The following is a 25393-nucleotide window of genomic DNA, read 5'->3' as shown; positions in this document are numbered from 1 at the left end:
TCTCTGCGCCTCAGGCTCCCAGCACGATGTTTGCGGCGCTTTCCTTCAGCTCGACGCCGAAGGCACGCTGATATTGCTCGGCCACCAGTGTCCGTTCCAGCTCGTCACACTTGTTGAGGAAGGTGATGCGGAAGGCGAAGGCCACATCGCCGAAGATCTCGGCATTTTCGGCCCAGGTAATGACCGTACGCGGGCTCATCACCGTCGAAAGATCGCCGTTGATGAAGGCCGAACGCGTCAGGTCGGCGACGCGAACCATCTTCGATACCGTCTCGCGGCCTTCGGACGTGCTGCCGAACGACTTGACCTTGGCGGCGACGATATCGACTTCCTTCTCGTGCGGCAGATAGTTCAGCGTCGTGACGATCGACCAGCGGTCCATCTGCGCCTGGTTGATCTGCTGCGTGCCGTGATAGAGGCCCGTCGTATCGCCGAGGCCGACTGTGTTGGCGGTCGAGAAGATGCGGAATGCCGGATGAGGACGGATGACGCGGCTCTGGTCGAGCAGCGTCAGGCGGCCGGAACTTTCCAAGACGCGCTGGATGACGAACATGACGTCCGGGCGACCGGCATCGTATTCGTCGAATACAAGCGCGACATTGTGCTGATAGGCCCAGGGAAGGATGCCGTCCTTGAATTCGGTGATCTGCTTGCCGTCCTTGAGGACGATCGCATCCTTGCCGACGAGGTCGATACGGCTGACATGGCTGTCGAGATTGACACGCACGCAAGGCCAGTTGAGGCGCGCCGCGACCTGCTCGATATGGGTCGACTTGCCGGTGCCGTGGAAGCCGGACACCATGACCCGTCGGTTATGGGCAAAACCTGCAAGAATGGCGAGCGTGGTATCGGGATCGAACAGGTAGTCTGGATCCAAATCCGGGACGTAAGGATCGCCGTTGCTGTAGGCTGGAACCCTGAGATCGGTATCGATGCCGAAGACGTCCCGAACGGAAACCGTGGTATCAGGAAGGTTTGCAATATCTAGATCTATCTTACTCATCATCTCTCCAAAGCGCGAGCCGCCGCCCGGCCGTCGTCCTCACTGCCATAATCGTTACGGCTTAGCAGAAACCCGCCTGCTTCAACAACTGATATGCTTGAATGACGGCGCGAAAACGTTCCTCCGAGCCGCGGTCGCCGCCATTCGCATCCGGATGGTGCTTTTTCACCAGTTCCTTGTAACGGCTTTTGATTTCAACTGAGGTCGCATTGGCCCCAAGGCCCATCGTGTCGAAAGCCTTGGCTTCCAGCGACTTCAGCTTGCGCCCCTGGGTCTCGAAACGGGACGCTCCACCACCGCGCGCCTGGGAAACGAAGCCGAAGGGGTCCTTGTAGCGTTGCTGCGCGCCGGGCGCACCGGATCGAGCCGTCGAATGTAACGGCGCATCCTTGGCAGATTTGTTCACTCCAACGGTCCATGTCGGACGATGGCCGGTGATCGCTTCCTTCTGGTAGCGCGCAATCTCGGTGTCTGAAAGGCCGGAGAAGTAATTATAGCCTTTGTTGTATTCCTTGACGTGCTCGAAGCAGAACATGAAGAACTGGCCTTCGGCATTGCGCCCGACCGGCGCGCGGTGCACACCCGGCTTGTCGCACCCGTCCCATTGGCAGGTCGGCGCCTGAGGAGGTGCCTCCTGCTCCCTGTTGCGGCGGGTTCGGATGCGGTCGAAGTATTTGGAGTCGAGTTTCATGAGGCACTTATTATGGGATGAGCCGTGACCATGGACAAGAATTGACAAAGCGGTTTGTTGCTGGTTTGTCAGTAGCCCCTCATGCTTCGCCCGCATGCTTCACCATGGAGCGGAAATGTCCGTCAGATCCCGAATAGAAACCACACTGCAAGACAAGCTCCAGCCGGAGAGGCTGATCGTCATCGACGAGAGCCATCAGCATGCGGGGCATCAGCCCGACATGACCGGAACGGGTGAGACACACATGCGGGTCCGCATTGTTGCGGATAAGTTTTCCGGCATGAGCCGGCTGGACCGGCACCGCATGGTGAATTCCCTGCTGAAGCCGGAATTGGATGCGGGATTGCATGCGCTTGCGGTAGAGGCATCCGCACCCGGCGAGCCGACGCACTGGTAGACTTTAGATAAGAAGCCGTGCGGCCGAAGCAAAGATCGAGAAGCGAATTATTCCGCCGGCATCGGGGTATCTTCCGCTGGCCGAATGCGCAGCCGGGTTATCCGGTTCTTCTCCCGCTTTAGCACGATAAAACGCTTGCCATAGAAGGTGAAAGCCTGCCGCTCTTCCGGAATAAGCTTGGATTCGTGGATCACCAATCCGGCAATGGTTGTTGCTTCCGCGTCAGGCAGGCTCCAATCGAGTGCGCGGTTGAGGTCGCGGATCGGCACGGAGCCGTCCACCACGATCGAGCCATCCGCCTCCTGGCGGACCCCCTGGATTTCAATATCGTGCTCATCGGCAATGTCGCCGACGATCTCCTCGAGAATATCTTCGAGCGTGACGATACCTTGCACCTCGCCATACTCATCGACCACCACCGCAAAATGACCCTTGCGGCGCAGGAAGGCGCTCAGCTGATCTTTGAGGCTGGTCGTGTCGGGCACGAACCACGGCTTCTGCGCGATCTTCACGATGTCGACCCCCTGCGACTCGGCCATAGGCTCGGCCAAGGCTCGCAGCAGATCCTTTGCATGCACGACGCCGATGATGTTTTCCGTCGAATTGCGCCATAGGGGCATGCGCGTATAAGGGCTTTCCAGAACCGTGCGCACCACGACATCCGGCGGATCTTCCGCATTGATCGCACGCATGGCGGTCCGGTGCTTCATGACGTCGGACACTTCCAGCTCTTCGAGCTCAAAAAGTCCGCTCAGACGATCCCGGTCCTGACGGTCGGAGCTGCGGTCGCGGTTCTTCGCATCCAACGCAGCATGGAGATCCTCATGATCGGCCAACGCCAAGGTCTCTGCCGAGGGCGTCGCGCCGCTCATGCGCAGGAGGCCGCGGATCACGGCGTTGACGATACGCGATACCGGACCGGTGCTCGACGTCATTTTGGCCGCTTTTCCTCCAAGAAACCCAGAACCTCCGAAGATGGAACATCATCCGCAACGAAGGCTTGGCCGATGCCATGCGTCAAAATGAAGGTCAGCTTGCCGCTCTTGACCTTCTTGTCTTGGGCGATCGCCTCCAGGAGCTTTTCCGTCGGCGGAAGCGCTCCTGGGATTTCGTTCATCGACGTCGGCAGGCCAACCGTCTTGAGATGGGCTTCCACACGCTGGGCTTCGTCCGGGCTTGCCAGATTGAGGCGCGCCGAGAACTGATGCGCCAGCACCATACCAATAGCCACGCCTTCGCCATGCACCAGGCGTCGACTGTCATATTCCGTCGCCGCTTCCAGCGCGTGCCCGAAAGTATGTCCAAGGTTAAGGAGTGCGCGCCGGCCGGTCTCCCGTTCGTCTTCCACGACCACATCAGATTTCGCCTGGCAGCTGACGGCAATTGCTTCGGCTCGCGCTGCACCTCCAGCAAAAACTTCGCGCCAGTTCTTCTCCAGCCAGGAAAAGAAGTCCGGCTTGTCGATCAGGCCATATTTCGCGACCTCAGCATAGCCTGCCCGGAATTCCCGTTCGGAAAGAGTATCGAGCGCCGACGTATCTGCCAGAACGAGATCCGGCTGATGAAAAACGCCCAGCAGGTTCTTGCCGTGACGGGTATTGATGCCGGTCTTGCCGCCGACGGACGAATCCACCTGCGCCAGAAGCGAGGTCGGGATCTGCACGAAACGCACCCCGCGACGCACGATACCGGCGGCGAAACCGGCCAGATCGCCGATAACACCGCCGCCAAGCGCAATGACCGCATCGTTGCGCTCGATGCGGGCGGACAGAACCATGTCCGTCACAGTTGCAAGATGTTCGAGGCTCTTGGTCTTCTCGCCGGCCGGCAGTGTCAGGGACACCGCCTCGATCCCGTCCGTCTGCAGGCTATCCATCAGCGCTTCGAGATAAATCGGCGCGACATGTGCATCCGTCACGATGGCGGCCCGCCGGCCCTTCAGCCGCGCTGTGATTTCGCCGCCGGCTCGGCCGATCAGACCGGGGCCGATCAGGATGTCATAGGCCCGCTCACCGAGCGGAACATGAACAAGCCTTTCTGGAGGCGGAGAGGAGATATTCATGCTGTTTCACCTTTATTGGCAAGCGTCACCAGGGCCTTGAGCACCTGATTGACCATAACCTCCTTGCGCACATCTTCCGAAAGCACGGTCAGGTCGGCTTGCGCATAAATCGGATAACGCTGGATCATCAGGTTTTCGAGCGTCTGCTTGGGATGCTCGGTCTTCAGCAAAGGACGGTGATCTCGTCTGTTCACTCTTTCCCAAAGCACGTCCAGATCCGCCTTCAGCCAAAGCGAAACGCCACCCAGCTTGATCTGCTCGCGCGTGTTCTCGTTGATGAAGGCGCCGCCGCCAGTGGAAATGACCCGCGGACCCTGCTTCAGCAGACGCTCTATAACGCGCGTCTCGAGAGCCCGGAATTCACTTTCGCCATAGGCCGCGAAGAGTTCGGCAATGGTCATGCGCGAGACGCGCTCGATCTCGACGTCGGTATCCATGAAGGGGACGTTGAGCGTCTGCGCCGTGAGCCGACCGATGACCGATTTGCCCGCACCCATCAGACCGACAAAGATCAGGTTGCGCTTGCCGAGTGCTGCGCGCGCCTGTTCGGCGAGGGTTTGAGCTGCGACTGGTAGAGCTTCGTTCATGGTGCCGTCCGTTTCCAAAACGGTATCGACAAATGCACCGGCAGCGTCAAGCCGCAGGCGCCGCCAAACAGCGCTTGCGGCAGTTTGTTCTTGTTTATCCATTAACCTTTTGAGATATACTGCACCGCAATCTCGTGGAGTTCTTGATGCCCACCCTGTTCCGGTTTCTCTTCGTCCTGGCACTCATTGCAGGCGCGATCTATGGGAGCATGGTTGGCCTCGTGCTTCTGGTGGAACCGCGTGAACGGGACGTCACGGTGCGCGTCCCTTCCGAACGGCTAAACCCGCCGACGCCCCCCAAGCAACAGAACTGAAGTCTGGATTGCCGCAATGGCCGATCTTTCCCGCGCGCATATGGAAGCTTTCCTGGAAATGATGAGCGCGGAACGGGGCGCGGCCGTCAACACGCTCGCCTCCTATCAGCGCGATCTGGACGACCTCTATTCTTTCCTCGTGTCCAAGAAGAAAAGCCCCGCCAGCGCCGGAAGCAGCGATCTTGCCGGATATCTGAGGCAGCTGGACGAAAAGGGCTTCGCAGCCTCATCGCAGGCTAGGCGCCTTTCAGCCATGCGACAATTTTTCAAATTTCTTTATGCCGAAGGGCTGCGTGCCGACGACCCGACCGCCATACTGGACGCACCGAAAAAGGGGCGCCCGCTTCCGAAGATTATGAGCGAGGATACCGTGACCCGCCTGCTCGAGCGTGCGGCGCAAGAGGCCTTGGAGCCCGGTCCGGAGCAGATTTCCCGCCTCCGGATGCTTGCGCTTCTGGAACTCCTGTACGCGACGGGCATGCGCGTCAGCGAACTTGTTTCCTTGCCCGCCAAGGTCCTGGATCAGGAAGGCCGCTTCCTGATGATCCGCGGCAAAGGCAATAAGGAGCGCCTGGTGCCGCTTTCCCGCTCGGCGATCGCTGCACTGAAAGCTTATGGACAAGCGAGAAAGCTTGCTGCAGAAACCGCCGGCGATAGCGCCTGGCTGTTTCCATCGTCGGGAAAGGAAGGCTACCTGCCCCGCCAGGTCTTCGCCCGGGACCTGAAAGGGCTGGCTGCCCGCGCAGGCCTGAAAGCTGCGGCCATCTCTCCTCACGTCCTGCGTCACGCCTTTGCAAGCCACCTGCTGCAGAACGGCGCAGACCTGCGCGTTGTGCAGGAACTGCTAGGTCATTCGGACATTTCCACTACGCAAATCTACACGCATGTGCTTGAAGAAAGGCTGCGGGAAACGGTGCAGGCACATCACCCTCTTGCAAAACAGCCCAAAAACCGGGATTAGAGCCGCCGTCACAGGCAAAATGATCGGAACGCGGATCTCATGCAGACTTATCTCGATTTCGAAAAACCAATCTCGGACCTCGAGGGCAAGATCCACGAGCTGAAGAAGCTTGCTTCCGAGAACGAGAGCATCGACACTTCGGACGAAATCAGCCGCCTTGAAGTTCGGGTGAAAGAGGCGACGAAGGAAATCTATTCCAAGCTCGGCGCCTGGGAAAAGACACAGGTCGCCCGGCACCCGCAGCGCCCGCATTTCGTCGATTATGCCGCTCATCTTTTCACCGATTTCACGCCGCTGGCCGGCGATCGTAATTTTGGCGAAGATGCCGCCATCCAGGCAGGCCTTGCCCGCTTCCAGGGATCGGCTGTCGCTGTTATCGGCCAGGAAAAAGGCCACGACACCAAGAGCCGCCTCAAACACAATTTTGGAAGTCCGCGTCCTGAAGGATATCGCAAGGCTATCCGGGTTCTCGAAATGGCCGATCGTTTCGGTCTTCCGGTGATCACCCTCATCGATACAGCCGGTGCCTATCCCGGCGTCGGCGCGGAAGAGCGCGGACAGGCGGAAGCCATTGCCCGTTCCACGGAGATGTGCCTCGGCATCAAGGTGCCGCTGATATCGGTCGTGATCGGCGAAGGCGGCTCGGGCGGCGCGATTGCAATTGCCACCGGCAACCGTGTCTACATGCTTGAGCACGCAATATATTCGGTTATCTCTCCGGAAGGAGCGGCATCGATCCTGTGGCGTGATTCGACCCGTGCGCGGGAGGCTGCCACCAATATGAAGATCACCGCAGAGGATCTGAAGGGGCTGGGCATCATCGACGACATCATCCCGGAACCCGTGGGTGGGGCGCATCGCGAGCCCGAAATGGTAATGTCGGCTACCGGAAAGGTCATTGCCTCAGCGCTGACCGACCTTGGGAGCCTTTCCGGAGAAGAGGTGCGGGCGGCACGGCGTCGGAAATTTCTTGAGATCGGCCGCAATCTCTGATCTTTGCGAGGCCTCGCCCCTCAAATTGCCAAATTTAGCCATATGAGTGGCGGCAGTGGAACGGGGACGGTTTTGCTGGACAGGCGCCTATAAGCGGTTAAGAAGATATAAAGCTTACCGCTTTACTTATCGAACCTGTGCTGGTCTCGTTCGCCATTAAGGATATGTGGTCCGTCTCGATGCGCCTTAAACACATCGCTCTCGCCCTGCTTGTTGCGACCGCTCTGACGAGTTGCAATGATACGCTCGATACTGCGAAAATCGACCTGTCGACAGTGAAGAACAAGGTCGAGCAGCCCCTGCCGCCCCGCATCCTTGCGGAGATGCAGAAGAAGGGCATGCCGCGCAATTCGCCGATCATGATCCGGATTCTGAAGGAAGAAGGGGTTCTTGAGGTCTGGAAGGCAAAGGCCGACAACCGCTTCGACGTTATCGCCAGCTATCAGATCTGCGCATGGTCGGGAAAGCTCGGACCGAAGGTCAAGGAAGGCGATCGACAGGCTCCGGAAGGCTTTTACAACCTGACCCCGGCCCATCTCAATCCCAATTCCAAATACTACCTGGCGATCAATACCGGCTTTCCGAACCGCTATGACCAAGCGAACGGCCGCTCCGGCACCAACCTGATGATCCACGGCGCGTGCTCGTCATCCGGCTGCTATTCCATGACGGATGAACAGGTGCTCGAAATCTACGCCTTTGCGCGCGACGCCTTCAAGGGTGGCCAGACATCGGTTCAGCTTCAGGCCCTCCCCTTCCGTATGACGGCCGAAAACATGGTTCGTCACCGGGACAATCCGAATTACGACTTCTGGAAGATGCTGAAGGGTGGCTACGATAATTTCGAAGTCACCAAACGTCCACCCGAAGTCGCTGTCTGCGAGAAGAAGTACGTCTTCAACCAGCAGGCGAACGGTTCCGTAGCGCCCACCGCCGCATGCCCGCCCATGTCGACGCCGCCGGCCCTTGCTTCGGCCTTGACCTCCTACGGCAAGACTTATGAAGTGGCTTATCAGAAAGCCCTCAGCAAGTTTGACGACAAGGTCTGGTACGAGCCGACCGAAGCCGAGCGCAAGGCTGTGGTGGCCGACAAGCGCAAGGGCCGCGATCTCGCCTATGCGCCGACAGGGACCTCTCTTGAAGCGGGCAAGCTGATGAGCCAGTCCGAGTTCAAGCAGATGATGGAAAAGCGGATGGCGGCAGCGAACAAGCCAGCCAATACGATTATGGCGTCGGCCGCCCCAACCGCGTCTTCGTCTTCCACATCAGCGGCTCAGCGCTCGAAGCAGGATCGCCTTCCCGCGGCAAGCGCGGCAACCCAGATCGCGGCGACCACCCCTACCCTGACCACAGCCTCCACGACCAGCACGGTTCCAATCCCGGCCCAGAACCCGCTCGCCTATGCGGCACCGCCGATATCGCAAGACAACAAGAAGCCGTTCTGGAAGTTCTGGGGCAAGGAGTGACCTCGGCCACGGAGCTTGTCTACGACCTGAGAGGTCTGAAATGCCCTTTGCCGGTCCTGAAGACACGTCGGAAGCTGAAAATCCTGCCCGCTGGCACCGATCTGCTGATTGAAACCTCCGATCCGCTTGCCGTGATCGATATTCCGCATTTCTGCAGCCAGGAAGGCCATCGGCTTGTCCATTCGGAGCAAACGCCGAGCGGGCATCGCTTCCTGATCAGGAAGCTCGCTCCTTAAAGTCTCAGACCCGGCACGGCCAGCGGATTGTCTTCCAACGCGGCACGGTCAGGTCGATCGATTCGCGGCTCGCCGGTAAAGGCGGCAAAGAGATCCGATACAAAGGCTTCCGGCAAGTCTTCTGTAATCAGCACCATGCGCGTGCGACGGTCGTAGCCTTCCGGCCATTGGGACAGGCGTTCCGGCGGATGAAACACGCTTTGCACGCCATGCAGGACGAGCGGACGTTCCGGACTGTCGGAAAGTAGGACCACGGCCTTCATGCGCAAGAGCTTTTCTCCATGCGCCGACCTCAGAAGATCCACGAACATGTTGAGCGCTGCGGGCTCGATCGGCTTGTCATGAATGAGCGAAAAGGAACGGATGTTGGCACCATGGCGATTGATGTCATGGTGATGGTGCCCATGATCATGATGGTGGCCGTCAGCATGATCATGATGACCGTGAGCATGATGCTCGTCAATGGCCAGCTCGTCACGCAGCCATCGGTTGACATCGGCAACCTTGGTGCCCGGATCATAAAGACCGTTTTCAAGCACGGCAGCCGTGCCTGCTTCCTCGCTGTCACCATCGATGACGGGAGCACGGGGATTGAGATCTGCCAGGCGGGCTCGGAGTTTTGCGACCTGCGATGGATCGGCCATCGTCAGCTTGGAGAGAATGATCCGATCCGCGACGGCGGCCTGCTTCACCGCCTCCTGGTGCCGCTCCAGCGATGCGAGGCCATTGACGGCATCGACCACGGTCACCACGCCGTCGAGTTCGTAGTTCTGGGCGATCACCGGATTACCCATGACCGATTGCATGACCGGCGCCGGATCCGCCAGGCCCGTCGTTTCTATCACCAGGCGGCGGATCGGCTTCAACCGACCGGTCTGGATCCCGTCCATCAGAGAAGCCAGCGAATCCACAAGTTCGCCGCGGACCGTGCAGCAAAGGCAGCCATTGGCCAGTTGCAGCAGCGCATCCCCGGAAGCCTCGACCAGGAAGTTGTCGATGCCGACCTCGCCGAACTCGTTGATGATCACGGCCGTGTCGCTGGTGCCGGGATCCTTCAGAATCCGATTGAGCAGGCTTGATTTACCAGCTCCGAGGAAACCCGTGAGGATGGAGACCGGAATCCGGTTCCGAGATGCTGGCATGACTGGCTTCATCAGAGGCTCGGGCTCGGGCTTGTACTGGCGTTCGGGCGCGCGCCTGGCAGGGGTACGCCGGCAGCCGCCTGGCCTTTCTTGTCGGTCGCCTGCACATTGGCTGGCTTCTTGTCGGTCGTCTTCTTGTCTGTAGGTATCTTATCCGTCGTCTTCTTGTCGCTAGTCTTCTTGTCGCTGGCTTTCTTGTCGTTGGTCTTCTTATCGCTAGTCTTCTTGGGCGGCGGTGGCGGCGCTTCGCCTCCGCTGAGCGGCATGGCCGCGGCATATGCCGGCGGATGCGTCATCTCATGAATATAGGGCGAGTGCATCACCGTTCGGCCCGCGTCATCGCGGTTTTCGCTGCGCACCTTGGCCGCTTTGGGATTACAGATTTCGGCGCTGACATCATTGAGATTTGCCGTGTCGCCATAGGGCGGGAGAGAGGCAAGCGGGACGCCCTCGCTCGCCGTTGACGTCAATCCCTGCTGCAGCAGATTGGCCGTATCGTCTGCGCGGCCGGCGAGGCTGTCGGAACCGAGCACGACGGAAATGACGGTGCGCCCGTTGCGGGTCGCCGATCCGACCTGGTTGAAGCCGGAAGCACAAATGAAGCCAGTTTTCATCCCGTCGGCGCCGTCAAACCGGCCAATCAGCGTATTGTAGTTCGGATACTGCTTCTTGCCCGTATCAATCCCCTCCAAAGAGAAATAGCTCTGGTATTCGGGAAACTCACGTTTCAGCTGGACCGTCAGTACGGCCAGATCCCGCGCCGTCGTATACTGGCCTTTGCCCGGCAGCCCATGCGGGTTGATGTAGTGGGTCGAGGTCATTCCCAGACGCTGCGCCTCGGCATTCATCATAGCAATGAACTGGTCATGGGTGCCGCCCACGGTCTCGGCAACGGCAACGGCAATATCATTGGCGGACTTGACCAGCAGGATCTTCAATGCGCTGTCGAGGGTGAGCGTCGAGCCTACCGTGAAATACATCTTGCTGGCGGGCTGGTCCGTTGCCCTTTTGCTCATCACCACCGGCGTATCGAGGGTGACCTTGCCGCTCTTCAAAGCCCTGAAGGTCACATAGGCGGTCATGAGCTTGGTTAGCGAGGCACCATACCACTTCAGGAAGGCATCCTGATGGGCGATCACCTTGCCGCTTTTGACGTCCACGATGATCTTTGGATTGGCGGCGGCAGCCTGGGCCGCCAAAACAAGTCCCAATGCCGTCACGGCAGAAATCAGCCGGCTGGCGGACAGGGATCGAAGACGTGAAATGGGCAAGATAGTCCCTCGTTGTTACTGTCTTAACGAGTGCGGCGGATAGGCGGCCTATGTGGCCAAGCAATGGCAAAGAAGATTGATTACGTCAATCTTGCAAGGCACTATCTGATCGGGAGGACGTTTCATAAGCGCGTGACTGCAGGAACAGGGGACTACATGCCGATTTTGAACCGAGCCGCCGAACTTCAGGGCGAAGTGACCGAGTGGCGACGCTACCTCCACGAAAATCCGGAAATCCTTTACGAGGTGGACAATACGGCGGCATTTGTGGCTGCCAAGCTGCAGGAATTCGGCGTTGACGAGATCGTGACCGGCATCGGCCGCACCGGTGTCGTCGGGATTATCCGCGGCAAGGGTACAAGCAACCGGACGATCGGCCTTCGAGCCGACATGGATGCGCTTCCTCTCGCCGAGATCACCGACAAGCCATGGGCCTCCAAAACGGCCGGGAAGATGCATGCCTGCGGCCATGACGGCCACACATCCATGCTGCTCGGAGCTGCAAAATATCTCGCCGAAACGCGCAACTTCGATGGAAATGTCGCATTGATCTTCCAGCCCGCCGAAGAAGGTGGCGCTGGCGCGCTGGCGATGATCGAAGATGGAATGATCGAGCGCTTCGGCATCGACGAAGTCTACGGCATGCACAACATGCCGGGCATACCGGTCGGCCAGTTTGCCATCCGCAAGGGCGGCATCATGGCGGCGCCCGATCGCTTCACCATCACCATCAAGGGTCGCGGCGGTCACGCGGCTCAACCTCATCGGACGATCGATCCGATCTTCATCGGATCGCAACTGGTGGGTAGCCTGCAGGCAATTGCCGCCCGCAATGCTGATCCGGTTCGCTCCATCGTGATTTCCGTCACGCGCTTCGATGCCGGCACCACACACAACATCATTCCGGATCAGGCTGTCCTGATGGGCACCGTCCGCACTCTCAGCGAAGAAACCCGCGACCTTGCAGAAAACCGCATACACCAGATCGTCGAGGGTATCGCTGCCGCCCATGGTGCCGAGGCGATTGTCGATTACGAGCGCAAGTGCCCGGTGACCTTCAACCATGATCAGGAAACGCAGCATGCAATCCATGTGGCATCCGAAATCGTCGGCGCCTCGAACATCGACAGCGAGGTTGACCCGAGCATGGCGGGCGAGGATTTCGCCTTTATGCTGAAACAGCGGCCCGGCGCCTTTATCTTCATCGGCAACGGCGACACAGCCGGCCTTCACAATCCGCGGTACGATTTCGACGACGAGGCGATTTCCTACGGCATCTCCTACTGGGTGCGGCTCGCGGAACAGCGTTTATCCGAATAGGCTGCACGGAAAAGGCTTGGCTTAAGGCCTCGCCTTTTGTAAGGAAATCGTCAGTGGTCCCATAGCTCAGCAGGATAGAGCGCAGGATTCCTAATCCTGAGGCCGATGGTTCGAATCCATCTGGGATCACCATTTCATTTCAGCGATATTTGTTGCCATGAGCATCTCAACGCTCATCGGCAGGCCGGTCGAGGCAACGAGGATCCTGCTTCGCTGTTCCGCGTTAGGTCTTCGCATCACAGGAAACGGACCAGCAATGGCTGCCAAGCGAAGCGCGGGGCTTTTGATCCACCGCCACTCATCGGGATTTCCAGAAGTTCTGCTGGTGCATCCCGGCGGGCCTTTTTGGGCGCGCAAGGATGACGGCGCCTGGTCGATACCCAAGGGACTGGTGGAGGACGGCAAGGACGAGCTGGCCGCCGCCAACCGCGAGGTTCTCGAAGAGATCGGGACGGCCGTAGGCGGTGACTTCCGCTGGCTCGGCGAATATAAACAGCCGGGCGGCAAGCGCGTGCTTGCCTGGTGTGTCGAATCCGCGATCGAAATCGACGCTGATCGTATCGTCAGCAACACTTTCCAGATGGAATGGCCGCCGAAATCTGGGCGACAACAGGAATTTCCAGAGGTTGACCGAGCCGGCTGGTTCGACCTGGATACTGCCGCGCAGAAAATCCTGAATGGCCAAAAGCCGATGCTGGACGATTTACGTTCGATGATCGGTTGAGGTGTTCAGACCGTTTGCTGCGGCAGTTTTTGGGGAGGAGCCTCCTCAACTGCTTTGGGCTTCCAAGGCAAGTCTGCTTGTTGCACAGTCCGCGGGGCGATGTGCGTGGGCGGCTGGTCAGTGCGATGGATTTCCTCGTCGAGGACTGTCTGATGCGGCGCTTCCTTTCTATACGGGCGCCGGCGAGCGGCACGCAGAGAGGCGGTCCCGAACAGGGCGGCGGCCAGCCAGCCTGCAATCACGCCTATGCCAGCCCATATTAAGCCGGCCATAGTAACGGGTATGCCTGGCGCGAAGTCGCGCCACGCATTGGTGACAAGGTCCGGATCTGGATTGCGCAGAATGACGAAAGGCTTGGCCATCGGTGACGCCTGCTCCAGGTCGCGCCCCTGCCGCTCCAGCCTCTGATATCGGCTGAAGCTGTAGCGCATGGCGTCGCCCTGGGCCTGCAGGAACTGCTCGGCAGATGCCGTATAGAGCTCCAAGGCGGTTTGCCGGTCAAGGCCATTGCGGTTCGCCTCATTGTCGAACTGGGTGATGATCGCCCTCAACTCATCGAGCGCGCCGCCGATCCGCTGGCGGTATTGCTGTGCAAATTCCGGCGCCTGCGAAAAGAAAATACCGCCGACCAATGCCATGGCCATGGTGAGCATTCTTCCAAGCATGAGCATGGGCTGATCCCTGGTTGCGTCGCCGATCAACGGCCGATCCCGGCAAAGGTTGCTTCAGCGGCTCGCGACGAGGTTCCACTCCGACAAGCTGCTTGCTGTTTCTACAGATGGCGGTGCCTCACATGCTCCATCCGGAAGCCCAACCCGATCAGTCGACCGGCGAGATGAGCCAGTAAAGGCCAGCGGGCGATGCCCTTGATGAAGCCTGGCGGCCCTTTGCGCTTCCGCTCCTCCGTCTGACCGTTGCGGCGGCTGCTGCTGCGCATCATCAGCTGCAGCTTCTGCGTTGCCTTGGTGGGAAAGCTGCGGCGCTTTTCCACGGCGGCGAGATCGGCATCGACAAGCCGGTTCTCCTTAAGAGGATCCGACAGGAGGTTGACAGCGGCTACCGCATCCTGAATGGCAAGGTTTACTCCGACGCCGCCGATCGGCGACATGGCATGCGCCGCATCGCCGATGCAGATGAGCCCGGGCCGCCACCATTGTTTAAGGCGGTCGATGCGTACGGTCAGCAGGCTCGTGTCGTCGAAGCTGCCGATCTCCTGCATGCGCCTGGCCGGCAGCGGCGAGACTTCCGCCACCATCTGACGGAAGGCATGGATGCCTTTCTGTTTGATATCGGCAAATGTGGTTTTGCGGATCACATAGCCGCATTGCCAATAATCGCCCCGGTCGATCAGCACCAAGCCCTGCCGCGGCCCTCCGTGGCCCATAACCTCATTGGGGTCGCCGGGCTGTTTCGACAGCTTCATCCAGACGACCTCGCTCGGATCACCAAAATTCTCCACCTCAAGTCCGGCCTTTTCCCGGACCACTGAATTTCGCCCATCCGCACCGACGACCAGCTTGGACTGGACCGACACCTGCCCTTCGGGCGTATTGATCAGTAGGCCGCAAACCGTCTTTTCGTCCTCCAGCAGGCCGATCACGCTTGCCTGCATGATCAGCCGGAAATTCGCATACTGCCGGGCCTTGGTGGCAAGAAAGGTCAGGAAGTCCCACTGCGGCATGAAGGCAATGAAGCGGTTCTTCACTGGCAGGCGAGAGAAATCAGCGATCGTAACGGTGCGGCCGCCCATCTCGGCTGTCAGCTTCGGTGCGCGGGTATGCGGCAGTTGTAGAAACTCCTCCACAAGCCCCAGTTCGGTCATCACTTCCAGTGTGGAAGGATGGATCGTATCGCCGCGGAAGTCGCGCAGGAAGTCCGTGTGTTTTTCGAGAACGACGACGTCGACGCCCGCCCGCGCCAGCAGAAGCCCAAGCATCAGGCCTGCAGGCCCGGCACCGGCGATCACGCATTGAGTCTCAATTTTGATCATCGCCCTATGTCTTCCACTGCAGGACTTGAAATCAAGCTGCACTTGGTCGCAGGCAGGGCGAATTCAAGCACGCTCTTGTGAGCACAAGCTTTCGCTTGTAGATCAACGGCAGCTTTTTAAAACGGAATATGGCATGGCCGATACCGGCAGACGTCGCATCAGCATTCTCGGCTCAACCGGCTCCATCGGCGTCAATACACTGGATGTGGTAGGCCAGCTAGGTGGCCGCGACGCCTATGACGTCGTGGCAATCACCGGCAACACCAATATTGCCCTTTTGGCCGAACAGGCCAGAAGCTGCGGCGCAAGGATTGCTGTCACGGCCGAAGAAAGCCTGTATCCGGCTTTGAAGGACGCCCTTTCCGGCAGCGGCGTCGAGGCTGCCGCCGGTCAAGAGGCTTTGATCGAGGCCGCCTCGCGCGATGCGGATTGGGTCATGGCGGCAATCGTCGGCACGGCCGGGCTGGCTCCGACACTCGCAGCCGCGAAACGCGGCGCTGATATCGCGCTGGCCAACAAGGAATGTCTGGTATCCGCCGGCGAGCTCTTCGTCAGGGCCGTGGCGGAAGGCGGCGGCCGGCTCATACCGGTCGATAGCGAACACAGCGCCATCTTCCAGTCCCTCGAAGATGACCAGCATCACGCCGTCGAGCGGATAGTTCTGACGGCCTCCGGCGGACCGTTCCGGACCTGGACGCGGGACCAGATGGCCAATGTAACCGCTGATATCGCGCGCGCGCATCCCAATTGGTCAATGGGCCTGAAGATCTCCATCGGCAGCGCATCCATGTTCAACAAGGCGCTCGAAATGATCGAGGCCAAACATCTTTTCGACATGCGCCCGGACCAGATCGAGGTGATCGTCCACCCGCAGTCGATCATCCACTCCATGGTGGGCTATACGGACGGCTCGGTACTGGCGCAGCTCGGCTGTCCGGATATGCGCACCGCGATCGGTTACGCCCTCACCTATCCGAACCGGCCAAGGCTCAATGTCGAGCGGCTCGATTTCGCCAAACTCGCCCGCCTGGATTTCGAGGCGCCGGATGAAGTGCGTTTCCCGGCCTTACGGCTTGCCCGAACCGCGCTGGAACGCGGCGGCGTGCAGGGAGCGGTCATGAATGCCGCGGAAGAGATGACCTTCCACGCCTTCTGTGCCGGCCGCATCGGCTTTCTTGCCATGGCCGACGTGGTCGAGCAGGTAATGGATGCGATGGCGGACCATACGGCAGCCGTGGCAATGGACGACGTGTTTGCCGCCGATGCGGAAGCACGGCGTCGCGCCGACCACGTCATCGCGCAAAAGGAAATGGCCGCTTAAGCTGCCATTTTCTACTGGCGCGACGTATTAAGCGACGTGGCGGGCCAGGGCGCACCGCGACCACAGCTGGTGCAGCGACGAGACCAGGTACTCGATATCCGCATCCGTGTGCAGCGGTGTCGGCGTGATGCGCAGGCGCTCGGTCTTGCGCGGTACCGTCGGATAGTTGATCGGCTGCACATAGACGTCGCAAGTGTCGAGCAGGATGTCCGAGATCCACTTGCACTTGGCCGCATCGCCGACCATGACCGGCACGATATGGCTGGGATTGTGCATATGCGGGATGCCCTGTTGATCGAGCATGGTACGCAGCTTGCGCACGCGGTCCTGATGGCGGACGCGCTCGAACGGGCTTGCCTTCAGATGCCGGATCGAGGCGATCGCGCCGGCAGCCAGAGCTGGCGGAAGGGCAGTCGTGAAGATGAACCCGGAGGCGAAGGAACGGATGAAGTCGCAAAGCGCCACCGAAGCAGCAATGTAGCCACCCATGACGCCGAAAGCTTTGCCGAGCGTGCCCTCGATGATCGTCAGGCGATCCATCAGGCCTTCGCGCTCAGCAATGCCGCCACCGCGCGGGCCATACATGCCGACGGCATGAACCTCGTCAAGATAGGTCATCGCGCCGTATTTGTCGGCGAGATCGCAGATTTCCTTGATGGGCGAAATGTCCCCGTCCATGGAATAAACGCTCTCGAAGGCAATCAGCTTCGGCGCGTTCGGATCGGCGGCCGCAAGCTTGGCTTCGAGATCGTTGAGATCATTGTGCTTCCAGATCACCCGCTCGCATTTCGCATAGCGGATGCCTTCGATCATCGACGCATGGTTCAAGGCGTCAGAGAAAATGATCAGACCGGGGATCTTCTGGCCGAGCGTCCCAAGCGTCGCCCAGTTGGAAACATAGCCGGAGGTGAAGATTAGAGAGGCTTCCTTGCTGTGCAGGTCGGCAAGCTCACGCTCAAGCATCACGTGGTAATGGGTCGTTCCAGAAATATTCCGGGTGCCTCCCGCACCCGCGCCACAGTGATCGATGGCCTCGTGCATAGCCTCGACCACCTTCGGATGCTGGCCCATGCCGAGGTAATCGTTGGAACACCAGACAGTGACGTCCTTAGGGCCTTCCGGCGTGTGGCGCGTGGCGCGCGGGAAGCTGCCGCGGTGCCGCTCGAGATCGGCAAACACCCGATAACGGCCTTCATTGTGAAGACAGTCCAGCTCGCTTTTGAAAAATGCCTCGAAATCCATGTCACACTCCAGAACGTGCTCTGGTTTTGATTTCACCCGCGCCTCGCGTCAAGCCCGGAGCCGGTGATTAGAACCTACCTGCGGCAAAACGACCGCCTTTTTGGAATTATTCCAATCAGAAATCTAAAGCCAAAGCCAAATGCGGCTATGATCCAGATCAACTGTTTGGGAAACTGGTCGACATCACCTGTTCCACCTAGGCCCGATTCGTTTGACCGGGCCTAGAGCAAGCGCGGTCGCCGGATAATCAGGGTCTTGATCGTTATTGTGATCGTCCTCATATTGCGCCAATTCGGATCGGCCATACGACGCACGCCACATAACGATGCCAAGCAGATCCTCGGCTTTCGGCGCTCTTTGCGCTCGCCGCTCAGCGCGCGGCCAGCAATTTCACTTTCCTCAAGCGCTCCTCCTCACGCCTCTCCCAAAGCGCACAAGCATCATTTGCTTTTTCAAGATCGTTATCAACCGGTAGTTTTGTAGCGGGTTTGCTTTTGTTGGAGGCAGCCGCGTGCTGCGCATCCTCTGTGTTCGAACAATTAATCGTTAAAAGGGCCTGCCCATATGGACTCCTCGTTTTCGAGTTCTATTGTTCCGCCCAAGTCCATAAAGTACGGTCGGCATGTCGGCTATATAGCAATGGAACGTGACAACAGGTTCAGGAGGAAGTGATGAAAAAAGCTTTGATGCTTTTGGTGGTGGGCGCCTCTTTGGCAAGCTGCACCGCGACGGAGCAGGGTGCCGGCATTGGCGCAGCCTCGGGCGCGATCATTGGCGGCGTCGCGACTGGGAATGTTCGGGGTGCAGCAGTCGGTGCGGCAATCGGCGGCGTTTCAGGAGCTCTGATCGGCTCTGTCTCGGAACAGCCCGGCCAGTGCTACTATCGTGACCGGTATGGTCGCCGTTATATTGACGACTGCCCGCGCCGTTACTGATAAACGCTCAGATTGCAGATGGAATTGTTGCCCCGGAGCACGCTTCGGGGCTTTTTCTTCTGTGAAAACATGATGACATGCGAAAAACAGTACACGCGAGGCCCTTTTGCAGCTACAGAGTTTCGTAATGGGCCATGATGGCCTCATTGACATGCACTCGAAGTAAGTTTGCGTATGCGGGACGGAAACATTGGGCGGAGGAAGAACAGGAGCTACCGTAAGGTAGGCTCTGTCGCTGCACTTACGACCGCTCTTCTGCTTTCCCCGGCGCTTGTGGAAAACGCCTTCGCCTTCAAGATTTTCGGCATCACGCTTTTCGGCGATAACGACGACACGTTGGAAGTCATCGATCCGGTTCGGTACGATGCAACTTTGGATACCGGTGATGCGGACAAGAAGCTCAAGGAGCGTCTTGAAACCGCTGCATCGCTAGTCAATGACGAAGAACAGCCCGTGTCGGGCGATCTGGGTGTGGTGATCAAGGCACGCGAAGATCGCGAGCGGCTGGTTGCTGTCCTTTACGAAGAAGCCCGATACGGCGGCACGGTGCAAATCTCCGTCGCGGGAACCGATATCGACGCTTTACCCCCCACTCCGACCTTCGATCATGCGGGGCCGGTGCCGGTAACGGTTCGCATCGTTCCGGGTCCAATCTTCCGTCTGGGCTCAATCAAGTTCGAAGGTGATGCTGCCGGTCGTAATCCCGCCGATTACGACCTCGAGCCTGGCGGCGAAGCAGGCTCCCGGCTGATCCTCAAGGCGGGCGAGCAGCTGGTTGCTGATATCAAGAAGGAAGGCCGCCCGCTGGCCAAACCGACCCAGCGTCAGGTCGTCGCCGACCACAGATCCCAGACCGTCAACGTCACGCTTGGCGCAGTGGGCGGACCCGTCGCACCATTCGGCGTCGTAACGGTCAAGGGGGCTCGCGACGTCGATGCGGCTTTCATCAGCCGTTATTCACGCCTTGACAAAGGCGGCCGCTATTCGCCCGAGCAGTTGAAGAAGGCATCCGATCGGCTGCGAGAGCTTGGCGTCTTTTCAAGCGTGACGATCCAGGAAGCTGATAGCCTGGCGCCCAACGGTTCGCTGCCGCTGATGATCGAAGTGTCCGAAGGAAAATTCCGATATTTCGGATTTGGCGCCGAGTATTCCTCGCTCGACGGCGCAGGCGTGACCGGCTACTGGGGCCATCGCAATCTGTTCGGAGAAGCCGAATCCTTGCGCGTAGAGGGAGCCGTATCTGGTATTGGCGCAACCACCGACGTCACCACCTTTGACTATTCCGCAGCCATCATCTTCACCAAGCCCGGCGCCTTTGTCCCCGAGGCGACATTCGAGTCGCGACTCGAGGCCAAGAGCGAAACGCCTGACGCCTACGAAGCCCAATCCATTACGTATTCGGCCAGCATAGCCTACGAACTGAATGAGACGGATAAGCTGACGGGCGGTGGCGAGGTGGCCTATATCACCACCGACGACGTCTTCGGTGAAAACGAGTATCTGACATTCAGCCTGCCGATCAGCTTCGATCGCGACACGCGCGACAACAAGCTAGATCCCACTCAAGGCTATCATGCCACTCTTTCGGCCAAGCCGAGCTACGAAGCGTTCAAGGGAAATGTATTCTCATCCTTCGAGGGCTCCATCTCCGGTTATCTGGGCTTGGGCGAAGAAGACGGCGTCGTTCTTGCCGCCAAGCTGGCAGCCGGAACGCTTGTTGGGACCAATGTTTTGGAAGATATCCCGGCCACTCGCAGATTTCATCTCGGCGGCGGCGGATCCGTGCGCGGCTACACTTTCCGCGAGGTTTCGCCTTACAACAGCGAAAACGAGGCGCTTGGTGGGCTGTCTTATGGTTTGGGGTCTTTCGAGGTGCGCGTAAAAGTGTCAGAAAAGATAGGCATAGTACCTTTTATCGACGTCGGAAGCGTTTCTACCGAAATCGTGCCTGATTTCTCTGATATACGTGCAGGCGCCGGGATTGGCGTCCGTTATGCTACACCATTCGGGCCACTGCGGCTGGACGTTGCCATTCCACTGCGACGCTATGACGGCGGCAGCCAGTTTGGTATCTATGCAGGTATTGGGCAGGCATTCTAAAGAGGTTTGGGCCGGGAATGACGCTAATGATGAGCCTGACGAGATGGATCCTGAAGGCCGCGCTCGCCGCGGTGGCGATCCTTTTTGTCATGGCGCTTGGCGTTGTCCTGTTCGTGGCCCTCACTCCCTTCGGCGGAGATATCGCGGCGACGCGGATCTCGGCACTGGTGTCGACGCCGGACAGACAGGTGACGTTTTCCCGTCCCGAGGGGCTGCTGACAGGCGATCTGCGCATCGATAGCCTGACCCTTTCCGACGAAATGGGAGCCTATGCCCAGATCGGCGGCATCAAGGTGGACTGGTCTCCGACTGCCCTGGTCAGCGGCGTCTTCCGCGCCGAGCATGTCTCGGCCGAGACTGTCCATTTCCTCCGCACGCCGGAGCCGCCAAAAACGATCAAGACGCAGTCGACATCCGAGTCCGGCTCGCCGCTTCCCGTCGGCGTTCGGGTTGCGCAAATCGATCTTCCGGACATCAACCTGTCCCAGGCTCTCTCCGGCCGCGATTTCTCGTTGTCGCTCAAGGGATCTATTGATGCGACCGGTCCCAATATCGCGCTCAATCTGCAGGCCACCCGCAAGGACGAAGCAGATGCCAAGGCCTTTGCCGATATCCTTTATGCACCGTCCGAAAACCGCCTGACGCTTAAAGCCTCTGTTTCCGAACCGCAAGGCGGCCTTCTGGCCCGCTTGCTGCGCTTGCCTGGCGCTCCGGCCGTTCAGCTGGCTCTCGATGGTGAAGGTCCCTTGTCCAACTGGGCAGGCAAGCTCAATGGCAGCGTCGACGGCAGCCCCGTCATTTCCGTGGACGGCAAGCATGTGCTGGTCGCCAACGGCGCTCATCGCCTTGAAGTGGTTGGCGGCGGGCAGTTGGCCTCGCTGATGCCGCCCGCCTTCCGGCAACTCTTCGACGGCACGACCAATATCAACGTCGCTGCCACCTATGCCCCTTCGGGCCGGATCGACATTGAAAAAGGCGATCTCGCATCGGGTGCCGTCAGAATAGCAGCAAAGGGCGCCTGGGATCCAAAGGGCGACAACAGCCTGACGGCGAGCCTGACGGGCACCAAGGGGCCGGTCGCTGTCGCCTGGCCGATCAACGGGCAGGAAAGCCGCTTCTCCTTCGAGAGCGTAAACTTTACCCTGACCGGTGCCGCAACCTCGGCCCGGTTCAACGCCACTGCGGCTTTGAATGCCGCCGAACTTCCGCAGGGCCGCTTCAATCAGATCCGTCTGCAGGCCGAAAGCGAGGATCTGAACCTGATTACCCGTTCCGGCAGCATCAGAAGCCGGTTCACCGCGGGACAACTGAATTTCGCGGATGACAATCTCGACCGGCTGATCCGCGGGCCATTGACGCTCGATGCACCGCTGCGCCTGGCGCCGCCGGCGATTGGCCTTGATGCCGCCACCTTCGAAAGTGCCGGCCTGAGCGGCACGGTCAGTGGCGCCTTCGATACATCCAAGCAAGCCGTCACGGGCAATTTCCGTTTATTCGCCAATCCGATTGTGCTGCCGCCGGCCCTCGCATCCAAGTTCGAGGGCACGATTGCGGCGGAAGGTTATGTCGAAACTCTGTCGAGCGACCGGGTGAGCGTCGAAAACCTGGTCATCAAGTCGAATGCGCTGGAAGCGCGTGGCAATGTGCTTTTGGAGAATGGCAAGGTAACCGGTCGGCTTGCCGGGCGGCTTCCGGATATCAAGCGCTGGCTGAAGGATGCCGAAGGCGCCGCCGGTTTCGATATCTCCGCCGATGGACCGCTTGCGGCTGTCGGCATCAAGGCGGTCGTGAATTCGGCGGACGCCCGCCTGGTGGGCCGCAAGCTGGAAGACCTGAGCTTTCGTCTGGAAGGCACCGCCAATCCCAACGCGCCGCAGGGTCATGTGACGGCAACGGGATCGCTGGACGGCCAGGCGATCCGCATCAATGCCGATGTGGCCTCGGCCCAAGGCCGGACGTCGGCCCCGGCGATCACCGCCGAAATCGGCCCGAACAAGCTGAACGGCGCCCTCACCTTCTCGCCGGATTTCATGCCCGCTGGCAAAATCGATTTCGACTTCCCGGATGTTTCGCTGCTGGCCGCTCTTGCAGCCCAGCAGGCACAAGGGGATATCAAGGGCTCGGCGACCTTCACCAATACGGCTGGCAAATCGGCCGCAGTGATCAAGGCCAGCGGTTCCGCCCTTCGTCGCGGCAGCCTGGAAGTCCTGAAGCCCGATATCGACCTGACGATTCCAGACCTTCGTGCGCTCGCGGCCGAAGGCGCCATCCGTGCAGCCCGCCTGGGGGCAGGCAGCGTGGGGTTGAACGATCTGACGCTCGGCATTACCCATGGCGGCACGACAACCGCCTTCGATTTGGCCGCCCAGTACGACAATGCGCCCTTGACGGCGACCGGGGCCTTGGAGACGGGCGGCGGCTTGGCCGTCGGCATCAATACATTTGCGGCTGCGCCGCGCAGCATTCCTGTTCGCCTCACAGCGCCCACGCGCATCCCGATCGAGAACGGTACGGCCCGGCTGAACGGCCTGACCATCGCGACCGGTTCGGGCAGTGTTTCGGTGACGGGATCGGCCGGCTCCGCCCTCGACTTGACGGCGACGATCAATGCGCTTCCGGCCAGCCTCATCAACAGCTTTGCGCCGGCTCTCAATGCCGCAGGAACGATTTCCGGGACCATCAGTGCGACAGGCACGACATCCGCGCCGGCAGTACGTTATGATTTGGAATGGAGTGATGCACAGCTTCGCCAGATGCGCGATGCTGGCATCGCTCCCTTTCGCCTCGCAGCCGCAGGAAGTTTCGCCAACGGGACAATCGCACTAGACAATACCCGGATGACAGGCGCCGACGGGCTTGATGTCACCGCGAATGGCCGCGTCATCCTACAGAATGACGGGCCACCGGCTCTTGACATCAATGCCAATGCCAAAGCCGTTCCTGCAGGGCTTGCCAATGCCTTTGCGCCCGGGCTCGGCGCACGCGGCACCATATCCGGCAGCGTTGTCGCAACCGGTACGCCGCAAGCGCCGGCGGTGCGCTACGATCTGGCCTGGAAGAACGCAGCCGTCACCCAGACTGCAAGCGCCGGCATCGCTACCGTGGATATCACGGCCAATGGCACTTTTCAGGACAATCAGGTCGCGGTCGACCTTCGCCTGGCCGGCGGTGGCGGTATCTCGCTTGCCGGGGGAGGCTCTGTTGCGCTGACAGGCGACAAGGCTCTCGGCCTGAAGTTCAACGGCCAGTTCCCTTTCTCCGTGCTCGCCAGCCAACTGGCGTCGCAAGGATTTGTGCTTGATGGAATTGGAAAGGTCGACCTGGCGATCGGAGGAACGGCAGCCGCCCCAGCCATAACAGGCACTGCCTCCTCTTCCGGCGCGAGACTGGTCGATGCCCGGCGAAACCTTGCCGTCAACGAACTCGCCGTCAATGTGGCCTTCGACGGTCAAACCGCCAATATCAGCCGCCTCACGGGAAAGCTTTCGGGCGGCGGCACGGTATCAGTGCTGGGCACGGTCGGCATTACCCCCGGCTCCGGCTTTCCAGCCGATCTTCGCATCACCTTGGCCAAGGCGGTCTATGCGGATGGAAATATGATTGCTGCCACGGCCGATGGTGCCTTGACCGTGACGGGTCCTCTGACTTCGGGGCCCACCTTCGGCGGCAAACTGACGCTGACCAAAGCCGCGATTACAGTGCCTGCTCGCCTTCCAACCTCGCTCGCGTCGATCGACATCAAGCATCGCAATGCGCCTGGGGCCGTCCTGCGTCAGATGGAGGAGATCCGGCCCAAGACAGCCAAGGGCACGTCCGAGCCGCTCATACTCAATCTGCAGATCAGCGCCCCGAACGGCATTTTTGTGCGTGGGCGCGGCATCGATGCCGAGCTCGGAGGTGATCTGGCCATCACCGGCACGGCAATAGCGCCCGTTGTCTCCGGCGGCTTCAAAATGCGCCGCGGACGGATCGTGATCCTGGCCAAGCGCCTGGATTTCACCAGCGGCGACATCACTTTCGGCGGCGGGTTGATACCCGTGCTCAACATGGAAGCAACCACGACATCGGCGCAGACGACCATCACCGTCGATGTGACCGGCATCGCCAACGATCCGACGATCACCTTCTCCTCGTCGCCCGCTCTGCCGCAGGACGAAGTCTTGGCACGGCTGATCTTCGGTCAGTCCATGTCGAGGCTGTCTCCCCTGCAGATCGCCCAGCTGGCCGATGCGGTGACGCAGCTTGCCGGCGGGGGCTCGGGCTCTCTGCTCGAAACTCTGCGCAACAACCTCGGGGTCGATGATCTCGACATCAATACGGACGAGACCGGCCAGACGACTGTATCGGTCGGCCGCTACATCAACAACCGTACCTATTTCCAAGTCGAGCAGGGCGGTGCCAATGGCGCCCAGGCAACGATCAATCTCGACGTGGGCAAGGGCGTCAAGCTGAAGGCCGGCGCCGGCACCGAGGGCGGCACCGCCGGCATCTTCTACGAGCGCGAATACTGACATCACCGCTGACTTGAGCGATGGCATGTCGATTCGTCTCACAAACCAGCAAGACCGTTGATTCGTGGATCAGAGCACGTCGCTGAATACCGCAGTGCTCCAGAAATCCGCTCTTGCCAGCCATAAG

At 59.8% G+C, this 25393-nt stretch carries 21 protein-coding genes, 1 tRNA gene and 1 pseudogene; 13 read left to right on the top strand and 10 right to left on the bottom strand.

Annotated elements, in window-relative coordinates; translation table 11 throughout:
- Positions 1 to 10: 10 nt before the first annotated feature.
- Entirely contained in the window at positions 11 to 1003 is a 993-nt protein-coding gene (gene cobS / locus E2F50_RS17080) for a cobaltochelatase subunit CobS (protein WP_133317387.1), read from the bottom strand.
- A gap of 61 nt (positions 1004 to 1064) precedes the next feature.
- Positions 1065 to 1694 (bottom strand): J domain-containing protein, encoded by a 630-nt coding sequence (locus E2F50_RS17075; RefSeq protein ID WP_133317386.1) that lies wholly within the window; start codon positions 1692 to 1694, stop codon positions 1065 to 1067.
- Between the two features lie 115 nt (positions 1695 to 1809).
- On the opposite strand from E2F50_RS17075, the gene E2F50_RS17070 reads away from it, so the two are divergent.
- Positions 1810 to 2091 (top strand): BolA family protein, encoded by a 282-nt coding sequence (locus E2F50_RS17070; protein ID WP_133317385.1) that lies wholly within the window; start codon positions 1810 to 1812, stop codon positions 2089 to 2091.
- A gap of 47 nt (positions 2092 to 2138) precedes the next feature.
- Here the strand turns inward: E2F50_RS17070 and E2F50_RS17065 are convergent.
- From E2F50_RS17065 to E2F50_RS17055, 3 genes and pseudogenes are all read right to left on the bottom strand, one after another.
- A pseudogene (locus E2F50_RS17065) lies at positions 2139 to 3011 on the bottom strand (HlyC/CorC family transporter); the annotation flags it as partial.
- A gap of 11 nt (positions 3012 to 3022) precedes the next feature.
- Positions 3023 to 4153, bottom strand: coding sequence for a 3-dehydroquinate synthase (aroB, locus tag E2F50_RS17060; protein ID WP_133317383.1), 1131 nt, complete (start codon positions 4151 to 4153; stop codon positions 3023 to 3025).
- On the bottom strand, positions 4150 to 4740 hold the full coding sequence (locus tag E2F50_RS17055) for a shikimate kinase (protein ID WP_133317382.1): 591 nt from the start codon (positions 4738 to 4740) through the stop codon (positions 4150 to 4152). Before E2F50_RS17055 ends, aroB begins: the two co-directional genes overlap by 4 nt.
- Before the next feature lie 146 nt (positions 4741 to 4886).
- Between E2F50_RS17055 and E2F50_RS23265 the strand changes: the two genes are divergently transcribed.
- The 5 genes from E2F50_RS23265 (at position 4887) to E2F50_RS17035 (ending at position 8710) form a co-directional block, all read left to right on the top strand.
- The gene (locus E2F50_RS23265) at positions 4887 to 5054 is read left to right on the top strand and encodes a hypothetical protein (protein ID WP_202615471.1); all 168 of its coding nucleotides are present in this window, start codon (positions 4887 to 4889) and stop codon (positions 5052 to 5054) included.
- 16 nt (positions 5055 to 5070) lie between these two features.
- Entirely contained in the window at positions 5071 to 6015 is a 945-nt protein-coding gene (gene xerD, locus E2F50_RS17050) for a site-specific tyrosine recombinase XerD (protein WP_133317381.1), read from the top strand.
- Between the two features lie 39 nt (positions 6016 to 6054).
- Positions 6055 to 7008 (top strand): acetyl-CoA carboxylase carboxyltransferase subunit alpha, encoded by a 954-nt coding sequence (locus E2F50_RS17045; protein WP_133317380.1) that lies wholly within the window; start codon positions 6055 to 6057, stop codon positions 7006 to 7008.
- 179 nt (positions 7009 to 7187) lie between these two features.
- Positions 7188 to 8474, top strand: coding sequence for a L,D-transpeptidase family protein (locus tag E2F50_RS17040; RefSeq protein ID WP_133317379.1), 1287 nt, complete (start codon positions 7188 to 7190; stop codon positions 8472 to 8474).
- Entirely contained in the window at positions 8471 to 8710 is a 240-nt protein-coding gene (locus E2F50_RS17035; protein ID WP_133317378.1) for a sulfurtransferase TusA family protein, read from the top strand. The genes E2F50_RS17040 and E2F50_RS17035 overlap by 4 nt, the downstream gene beginning before the upstream one ends.
- On the opposite strand, the gene E2F50_RS17030 is transcribed toward E2F50_RS17035, so the two are convergent.
- Complete coding sequence (locus tag E2F50_RS17030; RefSeq protein ID WP_133317377.1) at positions 8707 to 9852, bottom strand: CobW family GTP-binding protein; 1146 nt, start codon at positions 9850 to 9852, stop codon at positions 8707 to 8709. The two genes, E2F50_RS17035 and E2F50_RS17030, sit on opposite strands and share 4 nt — an antisense overlap.
- 11 nt (positions 9853 to 9863) lie before the next feature.
- The gene (locus tag E2F50_RS17025; RefSeq protein WP_133317376.1) at positions 9864 to 11123 is read right to left on the bottom strand and encodes a D-alanyl-D-alanine carboxypeptidase family protein; all 1260 of its coding nucleotides are present in this window, start codon (positions 11121 to 11123) and stop codon (positions 9864 to 9866) included.
- A gap of 156 nt (positions 11124 to 11279) precedes the next feature.
- On the opposite strand from E2F50_RS17025, the gene E2F50_RS17020 reads away from it, so the two are divergent.
- From E2F50_RS17020 to E2F50_RS17010, 3 genes are all read left to right on the top strand, one after another.
- Positions 11280 to 12443, top strand: coding sequence for a M20 aminoacylase family protein (locus E2F50_RS17020; RefSeq protein ID WP_133317375.1), 1164 nt, complete (start codon positions 11280 to 11282; stop codon positions 12441 to 12443).
- Between the two features lie 55 nt (positions 12444 to 12498).
- Positions 12499 to 12575: transfer RNA gene (locus E2F50_RS17015), tRNA-Arg, on the top strand.
- Between the two features lie 124 nt (positions 12576 to 12699).
- On the top strand, positions 12700 to 13167 hold the full coding sequence (locus E2F50_RS17010; RefSeq protein ID WP_133317374.1) for an NUDIX hydrolase: 468 nt from the start codon (positions 12700 to 12702) through the stop codon (positions 13165 to 13167).
- 5 nt (positions 13168 to 13172) lie between these two features.
- Here the strand turns inward: E2F50_RS17010 and E2F50_RS17005 are convergent, their stop codons facing one another.
- Both E2F50_RS17005 and E2F50_RS17000 read right to left on the bottom strand, forming a co-directional pair.
- The gene (locus tag E2F50_RS17005; protein ID WP_133317373.1) at positions 13173 to 13838 is read right to left on the bottom strand and encodes a DUF2937 family protein; all 666 of its coding nucleotides are present in this window, start codon (positions 13836 to 13838) and stop codon (positions 13173 to 13175) included.
- A gap of 101 nt (positions 13839 to 13939) precedes the next feature.
- The gene (locus E2F50_RS17000) at positions 13940 to 15157 is read right to left on the bottom strand and encodes an FAD-dependent oxidoreductase (RefSeq protein WP_133317372.1); all 1218 of its coding nucleotides are present in this window, start codon (positions 15155 to 15157) and stop codon (positions 13940 to 13942) included.
- Positions 15158 to 15290: 133 nt separating this feature from the next.
- Between E2F50_RS17000 and dxr the strand changes: the two genes are divergently transcribed.
- Positions 15291 to 16478 carry a 1-deoxy-D-xylulose-5-phosphate reductoisomerase gene (dxr, locus tag E2F50_RS16995; protein ID WP_133317371.1) on the top strand — a complete coding sequence of 396 codons (1188 nt, stop codon included), beginning with the start codon at positions 15291 to 15293 and terminating at the stop codon, positions 16476 to 16478.
- Positions 16479 to 16505: 27 nt separating this feature from the next.
- On the opposite strand, the gene hemA is transcribed toward dxr, so the two are convergent.
- Positions 16506 to 17720 carry a 5-aminolevulinate synthase gene (hemA, locus tag E2F50_RS16990; RefSeq protein ID WP_133317370.1) on the bottom strand — a complete coding sequence of 405 codons (1215 nt, stop codon included), beginning with the start codon at positions 17718 to 17720 and terminating at the stop codon, positions 16506 to 16508.
- 671 nt (positions 17721 to 18391) lie between these two features.
- Here hemA and E2F50_RS16985 point away from each other — a divergent pair.
- The 3 genes from E2F50_RS16985 to E2F50_RS16975 all read left to right on the top strand — a co-directional run bounded on the left by E2F50_RS16985 (position 18392) and on the right by E2F50_RS16975 (position 25266).
- Positions 18392 to 18655 (top strand): glycine zipper domain-containing protein, encoded by a 264-nt coding sequence (locus E2F50_RS16985; RefSeq protein WP_133317369.1) that lies wholly within the window; start codon positions 18392 to 18394, stop codon positions 18653 to 18655.
- Positions 18656 to 18829: 174 nt separating this feature from the next.
- Complete coding sequence (locus E2F50_RS16980) at positions 18830 to 20755, top strand: autotransporter assembly complex protein TamA (RefSeq protein WP_133317368.1); 1926 nt, start codon at positions 18830 to 18832, stop codon at positions 20753 to 20755.
- A 26-nt stretch (positions 20756 to 20781) separates the two neighbouring features.
- Positions 20782 to 25266: a translocation/assembly module TamB domain-containing protein gene (locus tag E2F50_RS16975; protein WP_161974191.1), complete on the top strand. Its 4485-nt coding sequence runs from the start codon at positions 20782 to 20784 to the stop codon at positions 25264 to 25266.
- Positions 25267 to 25393: the final 127 nt, after the last annotated feature.

Origin of the sequence: Rhizobium deserti (assembly GCF_004358025.1) — a bacterium.
Taxonomy (GTDB): Bacteria; Pseudomonadota; Alphaproteobacteria; order Rhizobiales; family Rhizobiaceae; genus Neorhizobium; species Neorhizobium deserti.
Note: the sequence above shows the minus strand (reverse complement) of the source record. Positions and strands in the feature narration are given on the sequence as shown.